The organism is Streptomyces durhamensis, assembly GCF_000725475.1.
Classification (GTDB): Bacteria; Actinomycetota; Actinomycetes; order Streptomycetales; family Streptomycetaceae; genus Streptomyces; species Streptomyces filipinensis.
The window spans coordinates 1-12,897 of the sequence record NZ_JNXR01000003.1; the positions used below are offsets into that span (position 1 = coordinate 1).

The following is a 12,897-nucleotide window of genomic DNA, read 5'->3' on the forward strand; positions in this document are numbered from 1 at the left end:
GGTGAGGGGCTGGGGGGGGGCGGTGAGGCTCGCGGCGGGCCGGGGTGGGCTGCGGGTGTGGAGCGGTCGGCTCCGAGGCCCCTTCGCCGGTGAGGTGGCCCAGCCGGGACGCTCGTCGGCGTGTGGTCCGCCCGGCAGAAGAGCGCTCGCGGCGGCGCCGGGACGGTGTGTCCCGGCGCTCCAGGCCCGTCGAGCGGCCTGCTCAGCGCCGAACGCGCCCCGGTCCGCCCATGCCGGGGCCCAGGGGCCTTCACGGGCCGTCAGATGTGGCCGCATGCGCGCCGTGATGCCGGCGGTGGGGGAGGGATCTCAGGCCCCGTAGCGCGGTGTCGGTGGTTGGATGTGGCGGGCTGTCGGCCGCTGTCCGGCAGCGGCTTGCGGTAGGCGGTCGCGTCGGGCCTCGTGTCGTGGTCGCGGCGCTCCTGCCCCGGCTCAGGTCCCCGCGGAGCGACCCGCTCGGCCGAACGCGCCCCGGAGCAGCGTCCGGAAGGCGTCCGCGGCCGGCGATGTCTCGTCCGCGCGGTGGGCCACCGAGATCGTGCGGTGCAGGCGGCCCGCCTCCAAGGGCCGTACCCCGACCGGCGTGGCCGCCGTGCGGGCCACCATCTCCGGGACCACCGCCACGCCGAGCCCCGCGCTGACAAGGGCACACACCACGGCGTACCCGGGCGTCGGCACCAGCAGCGCCGGTGTGGCGCCCGCGGCGGACAACAGGGCCTCGATCTGCCGCCGGGCCGCATGCTGCGGCGCCATGCTGATCAGCGGCTGTCCGGCCAGCTCGGCCAGCGGCAGCCGCGAGGAGGTGCTGCTCAGCGCGTGCCCTGGCGCGGTCACCAGTACCAGTTCCTCCACCAGGACCGGCTCCAGCCGCACCGACGACGGCACGGGAACGGGCTCGGCCGGGTGGTAGGTGTGGGTCAGCGCCAGGTCCACCTCGCCGGCCGCCACCGCCGTGACCCCGGCCGGCGGGTCGTAGTCCGCGACCGACAGCGTCACGTCCGGATGCGCCCGGCGGAACGCGCTCAGCGCCGGCGGCAGCAGATGCACCCCGGCGGTCGGGAAGGTGCCGAGCCGCAGCGCCCCGCCGGTGAGTCCGGTCAGCCGCGCCAGTTCGTGCCGGGCCTGCTGGAGTTCGTCGAGCACCCGCCGGGCCCGGGCCACCAGCAGCTCGCCCGCCTCGGTCAGCCGCGCCCCGCGGTGGTGGCGTACCAGCAGCGCCGTGCCCGCCTCCCGCTCCAGCTTGGCCAGCTGCTGGGAGAGGGCGGGCGGCGTGTAGCCGAGCCGGTCGGCCGCCCGCGTGATCGAGCCGGCCTCCGCCACGGCCACGAGCGCCGCCAGCCGAGTGGGGTCGTACATGTGACCAGACTAAAGCAATGCTTAAGGCTCTCCCCATCCATTCGAAATACCTGTTGAAGGCTTGGGCCAGGCAGGCTGGCCGCATGGACGGACAGCTCCTCGCCTTCACCGGGATCGCCGCCGGACTCGTCGCCATGCCCGGCGCCGACTTCGCCGTGGTCGTACGCAACGCCCTCGTCTCACGCCGGGCCGGCGCGGTGTGCGGGCTCGGCATCGCGGGCGGACTCCTGGTGCACACCACCTTGGCGGTGGCCGGGGTCGCGGCCGTCCTGGTCGCCGTGCCCGCGTTGTTCGGGGCACTGCAGCTGCTGGGCGGCGCCTATGTGCTGCAGCTCGGCGTGCGGACCCTGTGGGCACTGCGGCGGCCCGCGGCGACGCCCGAGGAGGCCGCGGCCGGGGGCGCGCATCCGCTCCGGCAGGGCTTCGTCACCAACGTCCTCAACCCGAAGGCCTCGCTGACCTTCCTCAGTCTCCTGCCGCAGTTCGTGCCCGCGGGGAGCCCCGCGCTGCCCCGGACGCTGCTGCTCGCGCTGATCGTGTGTGTGCTGGCGCTGGTGTGGTTCCAGGCGGTAGCGCTGCTGGTGGACCGGCTGGGCGGGTGGCTGCGCCGGCCCCGGGCCGCCCGTGGGCTCCAGGCGGGCACCGGGGTGGCGCTGACGGTGTTGGGAGCGGCCCTGCTGCTGGAGCCGCTCCTGCCCTGACGAGGGGTCAGTTGACCCTGCCGTACCAGACGCTCTTGGTCCAGATCTTCTGGAGCCTCACCACGTCCCCGGTCCTCGGCGCGTGCCAGATCTTCCCGTGGCCGGCGTAGATGCCGACGTGGTAGACGCTGGAACCCGAGTGGAAGAAGACCAGGTCACCGGCCTTACGGCCGCCGGCCGAGATGTGGTGCGTCTTGTTGTACTGCTGGGCTGCGGTACGCGGCAGGCTCTTGCCCGCCTTCTTGAACGAATAGAGCGTCAGCCCCGAGCAGTCGAACCGGTGCGGCCCCGTGGCTCCCCACTGGTACGGGGACCCCTTCTTGGAGGCCGCGACCTGCAGTGCTTTTGTCGCGAGAGTCGCGGCCGAGGCGTCGGTGGCGAGACCGGGCACCGCGATCGAGCCGCCGACGGCGGCAAGGGTGAGGGCCGAGGCCGTGCCGGCCCGGGCCATGAGCGACGGGACACGATTCAGCGCAGTCATGCGCAACCCTTCGTCAGCCGCCTGTGAAGGATGACCTGTCGGATTCGGGCTGGCGAAGTTGCCCGGCCGCGATGCGGCTTCACCCCAAGGGCTGCTCGGAACATCCGGCCGTCTGTGACGTACAGACGAACATCCGTTCCGGCGACCCGACTTGCTTGGGTCCTCCACTCCTGCCGATCCACTCCGTCGACCGGTCACCCGGGCGGCGGCAGGACTCGGCGTCCGCCCGGATCGCCCCGCCGTTGTGGCGGGGGCTTGTCGTCAGACAGGGATCTTCACTCACAGCTGTCTGAAAATCCCAACGGAATCGGGGATTTGTGGCGTTACTCACCACTCACCCGTTCGAGTGGACACGGCTGCGTTCGAGGCGCCGTCACATCCCGGTCGTAGCCCCCGACCTGGGGCGGAGCCTCTTCTTACGCACCACGGACCCGTGCGGTGCGCAAGTCGGAAGGTCCGTAAAACGATCTGGATATACACCGGTCGGGGGTACGCCGTTCGGGCCGTTTCGGGCCCGTCCCGAACGGCGTGTGTCGACAGTCGGGTTCGTGCGGCTGGTCGGGCGTCCGGATCAGCCGACGCCGTCGGACGGGAGCGCGACGCGAGCGGTGCGACGCGCACCGTCCAGCACCCGCAAGGCCCGTGCCAGCGTGTCCCCGTGCAGCTCCGTCTCGCCCCGCTGGTGCATCAACGCGAGGGCGTCACGCAGCTCTGCGGCCTTGCGGACCAGGGCCTGGGCCGCGCGCAGTCCGCGATAGGTGTCTCCGTCCCGTGCCGGATTGATCCTCCCCAGCAGGTCGGCCGCCTCCAGGTAACGGTCGATCAGATCCCCTTCGGCACGGGTGAGTGCGGGCAGTGGCGGAAGTTCCGGCAGCATCGGCGGCTCACCTCGCGTCCGGTGCGCCGGGCGTGCTCCGCCGGCCGGGCACGATGCCGTCCACCAGACCGTAGGACAGCGCGGCGGGGGCGTCCAGGACCACGTCCCGTTCCAGGTCGTCGTGCACCTGCTCCGCCGTGCGCCCGGTGTGCCGCACGAGCATCTCCTCGGTCAGCGCGCGCATGCGGGCCAACTCGTCGGCCTGGATGAGCAGGTCGCTGGGCTGGCCCTGCACCGGCTCGGGGAGCCGGGGCTGCCCGATCACCATGCGGGCGCCGGGCAGCGCGAACCGCTTGCCCGGTGCGCCGGCCGCGACCAGCAGGGCGGCGTGGGACGCGGCCTGGCCCAGACAGTAGGTGGCCACGTCGCAACTGACGTAGCGCATCGTGTCGTAGACCGCCGTGAGCGCGCTGAACGAACCGCCCGGGGAGTTGACGTACAGGGTGATGTCCCGCTCCGGGGCCGCGTGTTCCAGGTACATGAACTGCGCCATCACATCGTTCGCGGCCGTGTCGTCGAGCGTGGTCCCGAGGAAGACGATCCGGTCCTCGAAGAGCTTGCCGTAGGGGTCGAGGGTGCGCGCGCCGCTGCTGGTGCGCTCGGTGAACTCGGGCAGGACATAGCGGGCGAACGCTCGGGACATGGGCATACCCCTCCTCATCGCACGGCCTCCGACAGGCTCGGCTTCTGTAAAAAATGTACAGGACGTACGTGACGTTATGATGGGGGCATGGCCTACGAGATTCCGGTGACGCAAGCCAGGGCTGAGCTCGCCGACCTGATCAACCGGGTGGTGTACGGCGGTGAGCGCGTCGTCGTGACACGGCACGGCAAGCCGCTGGTCGCGCTGGTCTCGGCCGCCGACCTGGAGCGGCTGGACGCGCTCGACGAGCCGGCCGAGGAGCAGGTGATCAGCTCGGTCTCGGGGGTGCGGGAGGCGGGCTCCGCCACGCGCGAACAGCAGCGCTTCGGGATCGCCGCCGAGCATCGCGGACCCGGCGTGTCCTGACGTGCGCGGGTATCGGGGCGCCCATCGCGCGGTCATGAGTGGATCAAGGTCTGGTTAACGTCGCCGAAACTCCGGCGAACTAGCCTGCCGATCCACGCCACCAGGGGTTTTTCTGCCCGGATCGAGGATGATTCGGGGATTTGTCTGTGTGTTACACCTGTCCCCGTCGTGGTGGCCGCGGCAACCGGACCCCGCACGGTCCGGAGCGAGGACTGTGAGGTGGGACGTGCAACTGACCCCGCACGAACAAGAGCGCCTGCTCATTCACGTGGCGGCCGACGTCGCCGAGAAGCGCCGGGCCCGTGGCCTCAGGCTCAACCACCCGGAAGCGGTCGCCCTCATCACGTCGCACATCCTCGAGGGTGCGCGTGACGGCCGTACGGTCGCCGAGCTGATGTCCTCCGGCCGCAAGCTGCTCAGCCGGGACGACGTGATGGACGGCGTGCCGGAGATGATCCACGACGTGCAGGTGGAGGCCACCTTCCCGGACGGCACCAAGCTCGTCACCGTCCACGAGCCGATCATCTGACGGGGGCCTCGATGATTCCCGGAGAGATCCTGTTCGCCGACGAACCCGTCCACTTCAACGCCGGCCGCGAGGTCACCCGTCTGACCGTTCTCAACGCCGCCGACCGGCCGGTCCAGGTCGGCTCCCACTACCACTTCGCCGAGGCCAACCCCGGCCTGCGGTTCGACCGGGCCGCGGCCCGCGGCAAGCGGCTGAACGTCGCCGCCGGCACCGCCGTGCGCTTCGAGCCCGGCATCCCCGCCGAGGTCGAACTCGTGCCCCTGGCCGGCGCCCGGATCGTGCCGGGGCTGCGCGGCGAGACCGGAGGTGCCCTCGATGCCTGAGATCCAGCGCGGCGCCTACGCCGACCTGTTCGGGCCCACCACCGGTGACCGCATCCGGCTCGCCGACACCGACCTGCTCATCGAGATCGAGCAGGACCGCTGCGGCGGCCCCGGCACCTCCGGTGACGAGGCGGTGTTCGGCGGCGGCAAGGTCATCCGCGAGTCCATGGGCCAGTCCCGCGCCACCCGCGCCGAGGGCACCCCCGACACCGTGATCACCGGTGCCGTCGTGGTCGACCACTGGGGGATCGTCAAGGCCGACGTCGGCATCCGCGACGGCCGGATCACCGCCCTCGGCAAGGCCGGCAACCCGGACACCATGGACGGCGTCCACCCGGACCTGGTCATCGGACCCGAGACCGAGATCATCGCGGGCAACGGGCGGATCCTCACCGCAGGCGCCATCGACGCGCACGTCCACTTCATCTGCCCCCAGGTCGCCGACGAGGCGCTGGCCTCCGGCATCACCACCCTGGTCGGCGGCGGCACCGGTCCCGCCGAGGGCTCCAAGGCCACCACCGTCACACCCGGCCCCTGGCACCTCGCCCGGATGCTGGAGGCGATGGAGGCCTACCCGGTCAACGTCGGCTTCCTCGGCAAGGGCAACACCGTCTCGCACGAGGCGATGCTCTCCCAGATCCGCGGCGGCGCCGTCGGCCTGAAGCTGCACGAGGACTGGGGCTCGACCCCGGCCGTCATCGACGCCGCGCTGACCGTCGCCGACCGCACGGGCATCCAGGTGGCCATCCACACGGACACGCTGAACGAGGCGGGCTTCGTCGGTGACACCCTCGCCGCGATCGCGGGCCGGGGCATCCACTCGTACCACACCGAGGGCGCCGGCGGCGGGCACGCGCCGGACATCATGACCGTGGTCTCGCAGCCCAACGTGCTGCCCAGCTCCACCAACCCGACCCGGCCGTACACCGTCAACACCGCCGAGGAACACCTCGACATGCTGATGGTGTGCCATCACCTCAACCCGTCCGTCCCCGAGGACCTGGCCTTCGCCGAGTCCCGGATCCGGCCGTCCACCATCGGCGCGGAGGACGTACTGCACGACCTCGGCGCGATCTCGATCATCTCCTCCGACTCCCAGGCCATGGGCCGCGTCGGCGAGGTGATCCTGCGCACCTGGCAGACCGCCCACGTCATGAAGCGCAGGCGCGGCGCACTTCCGGGCGACGGCCGCGCGGACAACCACCGGGTACGGCGCTATGTCGCCAAGTACACGATCAACCCGGCGCTCGCCCAGGGCCTCGCCGCCGAGATCGGCTCCGTCGAGACCGGCAAGCTCGCCGACCTGGTGCTGTGGGAGCCCGCGTTCTTCGGGGTCAAGCCGCTCCTCGTGATCAAAGGCGGGCAGATCGCCTACGCGCAGATGGGCGACGCCAACGCCTCCATCCCCACCCCGCAGCCGATCCTGCCGCGCCCGATGTACGGCGCGATCGGCCGCGCACCCGCCGCCAACTCCGTCAACTTCGTCGCGGGGCTCGCGATCGAGGACGGGCTGCCGGAACGGCTGGGGCTCGGCAAGCGGTTCGCGGCGATCGAGTCCACGCGTGCGGTCACCAAGGCCGACATGCGCGAGAACGACGCCCGGCCCGACGTCCGGATCGACCCCGACAGCTTCGCCGTGCACATCGACGGCGAACTGGTCGAGGCGACGCCGGCGGCCGAACTGCCCATGGCCCAGCGTTACTTCCTCTTCTGATGTCCAGGGCAGCACTGCTCGTCCTGGCCGACGGCCGCTTCCCCGCCGGAGGACACGCGCACTCCGGAGGGGCGGAGGCCGCCGTCAAGGCGGGCCGGATCACCTCCGCAGCCGGCCTGGAGGACTTCTGCCGGGGCCGGCTGCACACCGCCGGGCTGGTCGCCGGCGCGCTGGCCGCCGCGGCCGTACTCGGGGTCGAGCCACAAGAGCTGGACGCGGCCGCGGACGCCCGTACACCCTCTCCGGCCCTGCGGAGCGCCGCCCGGCGCCTGGGCCGGCAGCTGCTGCGGGCGGCCCGGGCGGCCTGGCCGTCGGCCGAACTCGACGCGCTGGGCGTGCAGTTCCCCAAAGGCGCGCACCAGCCCGTGGTGCTCGGCGTGGCGGCGCGGTCGGCCGGACTCGCTCCCGAGGACGCGGCGTACTGTGCGGCCTACGAGAGCGTGAGCGGCCCGGCGACGGCCACCGTGCGCCTGCTCAGCCTGGACCCCTTCGACGCCACCGGTGTCCTGGCCCGGCTGGCGCCGGAGCTGGACCGCGTGGCGGACCGCGCCGTCACGGCGGCCCGCAGAGCGCTCGACGAGGGTGTCGACGCGCTGCCCGCGGCGTCCGGCCCCCTGCTGGAGGTGGCCGCGGAGTGGCACGCCGCCTGGCCGGTACGCCTCTTCGCCTCCTGAACCCCTGCGCCGGACCCCACCCCCACACGTCGGACAACGGAGCCGTACATGCACCTCGACCACACCCACGACGGCCCCACCACCGTCAGCGCGGACGCGCACCGGCCCGACGGTTCGCGCCGTGCCCTGCGCATCGGACTCGGCGGGCCCGTCGGGTCCGGGAAGACCGCCACCGTCGCCGCGCTCTGCCGGGCCCTGCGCGACGAGCTGTCGCTGGCCGTCGTCACCAACGACATCTACACCCGTGAGGACGCCGAGTTCCTGCTCCGGGAGGCCGTGCTGCCGCCCGAGCGGATCACGGCCGTGGAGACGGGCGCCTGCCCGCACACCGCGATCCGCGACGACATCTCCGCCAACCTCGAAGCCGTGGAGGACCTGGAGGCCGCGGTCGGCCCGCTGGACCTGATCCTCGTCGAGTCCGGCGGGGACAACCTCACCGCCACCTTCTCCAAGGGCCTGGTGGACGCGCAGATCTTTGTGATCGACGTGGCCGGCGGCGACGACATCCCGCGCAAGGGCGGCCCCGGTGTCACCACGGCCGACCTGCTCGTCGTCAACAAGACCGACCTCGCCCCCTACGTCGGCTCCGACCTCGCCCGGATGGCCGCCGACGCCAGGACGCAGCGCGCCGAACTTCCGGTGGTCTTCCAGTCGTTGCGCGGCGAGACCGGTGTGGCCGACGTGGCCGCCTGGCTGCGCGAGCGGCTCGTCGCGTGGTCGGCATGACCACCACCGGGGTCCGGGCGGACGCGCGGATCGTCGCACGCGCCGACGGCCGTGGCGGCACCGCGCTGCCCGCGCTGGACGGCGAGGGCCCGCTGGCCCTGCGTCGCATCCGGTCGAGCGGCGCGGAAGCGCGGGTCATGGTGGTCGGTGCGATGAGCGGCCCGCTCGGCGGCGACCGCTTCACGCTCACCGCCCGGGTCGAGAAGGGCGCCCGGCTGCACGTCGGCTCGGCCGCCGCCACCCTCGCCCTGCCGGGCCAGGCCCATGGCGAGGCCCGCTACGACGTCCGGCTCGACGTGACCGACGACGCCGAACTGCACTGGCTGCCCGAGCAGTTGATCTCGGCCCACGGCAGCGACCTGTACGTCACCACACGGGCCGAGCTCGCCGCCGGGGCCCGGCTGGTACTGCGCGAGGAACAGGTGCTCGGCCGGGCCGGGGAGGAGCCCGGACGCCTGACCAGCAGGCTGACCGTCCGGGTCGCGGGCCGCACGGTACTGGACCAGGAGCTGTCCTACGGCCCCGGCGCCCCGGGCGGCTGGGACGGCCCGGCGGTACTGGCGGGGTGCCGTGCGGTGGGTCAACTCGTCGTGGTGCGCCCCGAGTTCGCCGACCATCCGGCCCAGGCACGGGTGTTGGGGGAGTGCGCCGCCCTGATACCACTGGCCGGCCCTGCGGTCCTGGTCAGTGCGGTGGCACCGGATGCGCTCCAACTCCGGCGGGTCCTGGACGAGTCACTGGCAGGGCTCGCACGAAGCGCCCCGTAAGGGGTTGCGGGCCTGCGGTGACATGCGGCTCTGCCGCGCGGGCGCGAGCGGCCACGACGGACCCATCCGCTCAACGGGACAAGATCGTCCGGTTATCGGATTGGTAAAGAAGACCAACTCCCTCTGTTCTCAGGCGGCTCACAGTCGAGAGGATCCCCTGACCACTCGCAGCAATGCAGATGCAGGGGGAGGGGCCCCACGTGAGGGAGACCAGACCGAAGAGCCGTCTGCTGGCACTCGGTTCAGCCGGAGCGCTCGTCACCGCCACCTTGATCGCCGGTGTCGTCTCGGCGCCCGCGGCCGGCGCCGCCGGACGGCCGGGCCTGGACCGGGAGGCCAAGGGCGCCGCGACAGCCGCCGCCCGCGCCGCCAAGGCCGGCATCGACTGGCAGGACTGTCCGGCCGACTGGGGACTGGCCAAGCCCATCCAGTGCGGCTGGGTGACGGTGCCCGTCGACTACGCCCACCCGTACGGCAAGCAGATCAAGCTCGCCGTCGACCGCATCGGCAACACGGGCACCCCGAGCGAGCGCCAGGGCTCGCTCGTCTACAACCCGGGCGGTCCCGGAGCCTCCGGGCTGCGCTTCCCGACCCGGATCACCAACAAGAACCCCGTCTGGGCCAACGTCGCCAAGGCCTACGACTTCGTGGGCTTCGACCCGCGCGGTGTCGGCCATTCCGCCCCCATCTCCTGTGTGGACCCACAGGAGTTCGTCAAGGCACCCAAGATGGACCCGGTGCCGGACACCGAGGCGGACAAGACCGCGCAGCGCAAGCTGGCCCGCGAGTACGCCGAGGGCTGCGCCGAGCGCGGCGGCGCGATGCTGCCGTACATGACCACGCCGAACACCGCCCGCGACCTGGACGTCATCCGCGCCGCCCTGGGCGAGAAGAAGCTCAACTACCTCGGCGTCTCCTACGGCACCTACCTCGGCGCCGTCTACGGCACCCTCTTCCCGGGCCACCTGCGCCGCATGATCGTGGACAGCGTGGTCAACCCTTCGCGCGAGAACATCTGGTACCAGGCCAACCTGGACCAGGACGTCGCCTTCGAGGGCCGCTGGAAGGACTGGGAGGACTGGGTCGCCGCGAACGACGCCGCCTTCCACCTCGGCACCACCCGCGCCGCCGTCCAGGCCCAGTGGCTCCAGCTGCGCGCCACGGCCAAGAAGAACCCCCTCGGCGGGGTCGTCGGCCCGGCCGAGCTGATCTCCTTCTTCCAGAGCGCGCCGTACTACGACTCCTCGTGGGTGCCGGTCGCCACGGCGTTCAGCAAGTACGTCGCCGGGGACACCAAGGCACTGGTCGACGCCGCCGCCCCCGACCTGTCGGACACGGCCGGCAACATCAGCGCCGAGAACGGCAACGCGGTCTACACGGCCGTCGAGTGCGCCGACGCCAAGTGGCCCACCAGCTGGCGGAAGTGGGACCGGGACAACACCCGGCTCAACCAGGACAACCCGTTCATGACCTGGGCCAACGCCTGGATGAACCTGCCCTGCGCGACCTGGCCGGCCAAGCAGCGGACCCCGGTCCAGGTGAAGACCCACAAGGGCCTGCCGCAGGTGCTGATCGTGCAGTCCACCCGGGACGCGGCCACCCCGTACGAGGGTGCCGTCGAACTGCACGAGCGCTTCACGGGCTCCCGTCTGATCACCGAGAAGGACGCGGGGTCCCACGGTGTGACGGGCCTGGTCAACCCCTGCATCAACCAGCGCGTCGACGCGTACCTGCTCGACGGCAAGCTGGACGCCGCGGACGTGACCTGCACCCCGCACGCCACGCCCAAGCCGTAACAGCGGTCCCACGGTGACGGGGGGCGGCCGGACGCACCGGCCGCCCCTCGCTCATGCCGCGAACCAGGCGTCCTCCGCCGCGTAGTCGAACAGCCGCGGATACGCCCGGGCGAGCAGCGGGAAGCACTCCCGCCAGTCCCGCCCGGCCAGCACACCGGTCAGCCACTCGACCGTCTCCGGCAGGCTGTCGGCGTACGACACCACCGGCCGGTAGCCCAACTCCCGTTGGGCGGCGGACATGTCGAACACGGCCGGGCCCGGAATCGACCACGGCGTCTGTCCGACGGCCCCCTCGGGTAGACCGTCGACGAGCGTCGTCCGCGTCTCCACGTCCATCGCCGCGTCGACCGCCGCACCGATCTCTTCGACCGTCGGCGCCTCGCCGTCACAGGCGTTGAGCACCCGGGTACCGGGCCGGGCCGCCGCCAGCCGCACCAGCTCGGCGATGTTCCGCGCGCCCGACGGGTGGTACCGGCTCTCGCCCCGGTAGGAGAGCACCCGACGGCGCCGGCCGTCCAGATTGCGTTTCACGAAGTACAGCTCACGGGGAAGCGGGCTGCACGGGCCGTGCACCGCGGCCGGGCGCAACACCGTGACCGGTAACGCCTGTGCAGCTGCGAGGAGTCCATGCTCCAGCGCGGCCTTGCGGGTGCTGTACGACGACTCGCCGGGTGTCACCGTCGGCTGCGTCTCGGGGACCGGCACGGGGTAGGCGGGAAAGCCGCCCGGCTCGTGCAGCGTGTCGAAGTTCCGGCCCGCGCCGTCGTCGTAGACCGACACGCTCGAAACCACGACGGCCGAGCCGATCCGGCCCGCCAGGGAGGTCAACTGCCCTGCGTGCGACGCGTCATAGGCGACGATGTCGACCAGCAGGTCGCAGCCGTCGCCGACCACCGCGGCCAGGGCCGCGTCATCGGCACGGTCCAGCCGGACCGCCCGCACCCCCTCGTCCCACGCCGCGTCCCGGCCGCCGCTCCGTGAGGCGGCCGTCACCTGCCAGCCGTCCCGCGCCAGCGCCGTCACCGTCGGACGTCCGATCTGCCCGCTCGCCCCGATCACCACAGCCCTCTTCATACGGCGAGCCTAGGCACGCGGCAGTCCCGGGCCGAGTGCCTTCTGCCGACGGCAGAGATCAGCCCAGCGGTGGCCGCGGGAACCTGCGTCCCTTCTTCTCGGCCGCCTGGGCCGCCTTGACGACCGCCGCGTACTCGTCGACGTACTCCTGCCCGGACAAGGTCAGGATCGCGTACATGATCTCGTCGGTGACCGCCCGCAGAACGGCCTTCTCCCGTTCCATGCCGGCGTAGCGGGAGAAGTCGAGGGGCTTGCCGAAGCGGATGGTGACGGGGTGGATGTTCGGGATGACCTTCCCGGGCGGCTGGGCCTCGAACGTGCCGATCATCGCGCACGGCACCACCGGCACCCCGGCCCTCAGCGCCATCACGGCGACTCCGACCTTGCCCTTGTAGAGCCTGCCGTCGTGCGAACGGGTGCCCTCCGGGTAGATCCCGAGCAGCTCGCCCCTGCCCAGCACCCCGAGACCCTCCCGGATCGCCGCCTGCCCCGCCTCCTTGCCCGAGCGGTCCACCGGGATCTGCCCGGCACTGCGGAAGAAGAACGCGGTGAGCCGGCCCTTGAGCCCGGGGCCGGTGAAGTACTCCGCCTTGGCGAGGAAGGTGATCCGGCGCTTGAGCATCGCCGGCATCAGGAAGTGGTCCGAGAAGGAGAGATGGTTCCCGGCGACGATCGCGGGCCCCGACGCCGGCACGTTCTCCAGGCCCTCGATCCGCGGCCGGAAGACGAGTCTCAGCAGGGGGCCCAGCAGCACGTACTTGAGCAGGTGGTAGAACACGGCTCGCCCCTCACTCGTCCAGGCCACCCCGTGTGCGCCTGAGGTCATCTGTAACCGCAACCGGCCATGCTCATGCCGCCCGCGTCGCCACG

General features: G+C 72.1%; 15 protein-coding genes and 1 riboswitch. Of the genes, 9 read left to right on the top strand and 6 right to left on the bottom strand.

The window, feature by feature from the left end; genetic code table 11:
- Positions 1 to 432 precede the first annotated feature (432 nt).
- Positions 433 to 1,356, bottom strand: a complete 924-nt coding sequence (locus IO33_RS0103700; RefSeq protein WP_031160120.1) for a LysR family transcriptional regulator — start codon at positions 1,354 to 1,356, stop codon at positions 433 to 435.
- Positions 1,357 to 1,439: 83 nt separating this feature from the next.
- Here IO33_RS0103700 and IO33_RS0103705 point away from each other — a divergent pair, with 83 nt between their 5' ends.
- A complete protein-coding gene (locus IO33_RS0103705) occupies positions 1,440 to 2,057 on the top strand; it encodes a LysE family translocator (protein WP_031160122.1) in 618 nt (205 codons plus the stop codon).
- Positions 2,058 to 2,064: 7 nt separating this feature from the next.
- On the opposite strand, the gene IO33_RS0103710 is transcribed toward IO33_RS0103705, so the two are convergent.
- From IO33_RS0103710 to IO33_RS0103720, 3 genes are all read right to left on the bottom strand, one after another.
- A complete protein-coding gene (locus tag IO33_RS0103710) occupies positions 2,065 to 2,538 on the bottom strand; it encodes a C40 family peptidase (protein ID WP_031160124.1) in 474 nt (157 codons plus the stop codon).
- A 4-nt stretch (positions 2,539 to 2,542) separates the two neighbouring features.
- Positions 2,543 to 2,759: riboswitch (cyclic di-AMP (ydaO/yuaA leader) on the bottom strand.
- Between the two features lie 350 nt (positions 2,760 to 3,109).
- Positions 3,110 to 3,415, bottom strand: coding sequence for a hypothetical protein (locus tag IO33_RS0103715; RefSeq protein ID WP_031160126.1), 306 nt, complete (start codon positions 3,413 to 3,415; stop codon positions 3,110 to 3,112).
- Positions 3,416 to 3,422: 7 nt separating this feature from the next.
- Positions 3,423 to 4,058 (bottom strand): ATP-dependent Clp protease proteolytic subunit, encoded by a 636-nt coding sequence (locus IO33_RS0103720; protein WP_031160129.1) that lies wholly within the window; start codon positions 4,056 to 4,058, stop codon positions 3,423 to 3,425.
- Positions 4,059 to 4,145: 87 nt separating this feature from the next.
- Here IO33_RS0103720 and IO33_RS0103725 point away from each other — a divergent pair, with 87 nt between their 5' ends.
- The 8 genes from IO33_RS0103725 (at position 4,146) to IO33_RS0103760 (ending at position 10,953) form a co-directional block, all read left to right on the top strand.
- The gene (locus tag IO33_RS0103725; RefSeq protein WP_031160131.1) at positions 4,146 to 4,424 is read left to right on the top strand and encodes a type II toxin-antitoxin system Phd/YefM family antitoxin; all 279 of its coding nucleotides are present in this window, start codon (positions 4,146 to 4,148) and stop codon (positions 4,422 to 4,424) included.
- 226 nt (positions 4,425 to 4,650) lie between these two features.
- A complete protein-coding gene (locus IO33_RS0103730; protein ID WP_031160134.1) occupies positions 4,651 to 4,953 on the top strand; it encodes an urease subunit gamma in 303 nt (100 codons plus the stop codon).
- 11 nt (positions 4,954 to 4,964) lie between these two features.
- The gene (locus IO33_RS0103735) at positions 4,965 to 5,276 is read left to right on the top strand and encodes an urease subunit beta (protein WP_031160136.1); all 312 of its coding nucleotides are present in this window, start codon (positions 4,965 to 4,967) and stop codon (positions 5,274 to 5,276) included.
- Positions 5,269 to 6,990, top strand: a complete 1,722-nt coding sequence (locus IO33_RS0103740) for an urease subunit alpha (RefSeq protein WP_031160138.1) — start codon at positions 5,269 to 5,271, stop codon at positions 6,988 to 6,990. The genes IO33_RS0103735 and IO33_RS0103740 overlap by 8 nt, the downstream gene beginning before the upstream one ends.
- Entirely contained in the window at positions 6,990 to 7,664 is a 675-nt protein-coding gene (locus tag IO33_RS0103745; protein WP_031160140.1) for an urease accessory protein UreF, read from the top strand. The genes IO33_RS0103740 and IO33_RS0103745 overlap by 1 nt, the downstream gene beginning before the upstream one ends.
- 48 nt (positions 7,665 to 7,712) lie before the next feature.
- The gene (gene ureG, locus IO33_RS0103750) at positions 7,713 to 8,390 is read left to right on the top strand and encodes an urease accessory protein UreG (RefSeq protein ID WP_031160141.1); all 678 of its coding nucleotides are present in this window, start codon (positions 7,713 to 7,715) and stop codon (positions 8,388 to 8,390) included.
- Positions 8,387 to 9,157 (top strand): urease accessory protein UreD, encoded by a 771-nt coding sequence (locus IO33_RS0103755; protein WP_031160142.1) that lies wholly within the window; start codon positions 8,387 to 8,389, stop codon positions 9,155 to 9,157. Before ureG ends, IO33_RS0103755 begins: the two co-directional genes overlap by 4 nt.
- A 200-nt stretch (positions 9,158 to 9,357) precedes the next feature.
- Positions 9,358 to 10,953, top strand: a complete 1,596-nt coding sequence (locus tag IO33_RS0103760; RefSeq protein WP_031160143.1) for an alpha/beta hydrolase — start codon at positions 9,358 to 9,360, stop codon at positions 10,951 to 10,953.
- 51 nt (positions 10,954 to 11,004) lie between these two features.
- Here the strand turns inward: IO33_RS0103760 and IO33_RS0103765 are convergent, their stop codons facing one another.
- Both IO33_RS0103765 and IO33_RS0103770 read right to left on the bottom strand, forming a co-directional pair.
- Positions 11,005 to 12,027 carry an NAD-dependent epimerase/dehydratase family protein gene (locus tag IO33_RS0103765; RefSeq protein WP_209438800.1) on the bottom strand — a complete coding sequence of 341 codons (1,023 nt, stop codon included), beginning with the start codon at positions 12,025 to 12,027 and terminating at the stop codon, positions 11,005 to 11,007.
- Between the two features lie 58 nt (positions 12,028 to 12,085).
- A complete protein-coding gene (locus tag IO33_RS0103770; RefSeq protein ID WP_031160145.1) occupies positions 12,086 to 12,805 on the bottom strand; it encodes a lysophospholipid acyltransferase family protein in 720 nt (239 codons plus the stop codon).
- Between the last annotated feature and the right edge of the window lie 92 nt (positions 12,806 to 12,897).

Coding starts and splice junctions, on each gene's coding strand:
- IO33_RS0103735 (WP_031160136.1), top strand. CDS start 4,965: ATGATTCCCGGAGAGATCCTGTTCGCCGACGAACCCGTCCACTTCAAC.
- IO33_RS0103710 (WP_031160124.1), bottom strand. CDS start 2,538: ATGACTGCGCTGAATCGTGTCCCGTCGCTCATGGCCCGGGCCGGCACG.
- IO33_RS0103755 (WP_031160142.1), top strand. CDS start 8,387: ATGACCACCACCGGGGTCCGGGCGGACGCGCGGATCGTCGCACGCGCC.
- IO33_RS0103715 (WP_031160126.1), bottom strand. CDS start 3,415: ATGCTGCCGGAACTTCCGCCACTGCCCGCACTCACCCGTGCCGAAGGG.
- IO33_RS0103725 (WP_031160131.1), top strand. CDS start 4,146: ATGGCCTACGAGATTCCGGTGACGCAAGCCAGGGCTGAGCTCGCCGAC.
- IO33_RS0103745 (WP_031160140.1), top strand. CDS start 6,990: ATGTCCAGGGCAGCACTGCTCGTCCTGGCCGACGGCCGCTTCCCCGCC.
- IO33_RS0103720 (WP_031160129.1), bottom strand. CDS start 4,058: ATGTCCCGAGCGTTCGCCCGCTATGTCCTGCCCGAGTTCACCGAGCGC.
- IO33_RS0103740 (WP_031160138.1), top strand. CDS start 5,269: ATGCCTGAGATCCAGCGCGGCGCCTACGCCGACCTGTTCGGGCCCACC.
- IO33_RS0103700 (WP_031160120.1), bottom strand. CDS start 1,356: ATGTACGACCCCACTCGGCTGGCGGCGCTCGTGGCCGTGGCGGAGGCC.
- IO33_RS0103765 (WP_209438800.1), bottom strand. CDS start 12,027: ATGAAGAGGGCTGTGGTGATCGGGGCGAGCGGGCAGATCGGACGTCCG.
- IO33_RS0103705 (WP_031160122.1), top strand. CDS start 1,440: ATGGACGGACAGCTCCTCGCCTTCACCGGGATCGCCGCCGGACTCGTC.
- ureG (WP_031160141.1), top strand. CDS start 7,713: ATGCACCTCGACCACACCCACGACGGCCCCACCACCGTCAGCGCGGAC.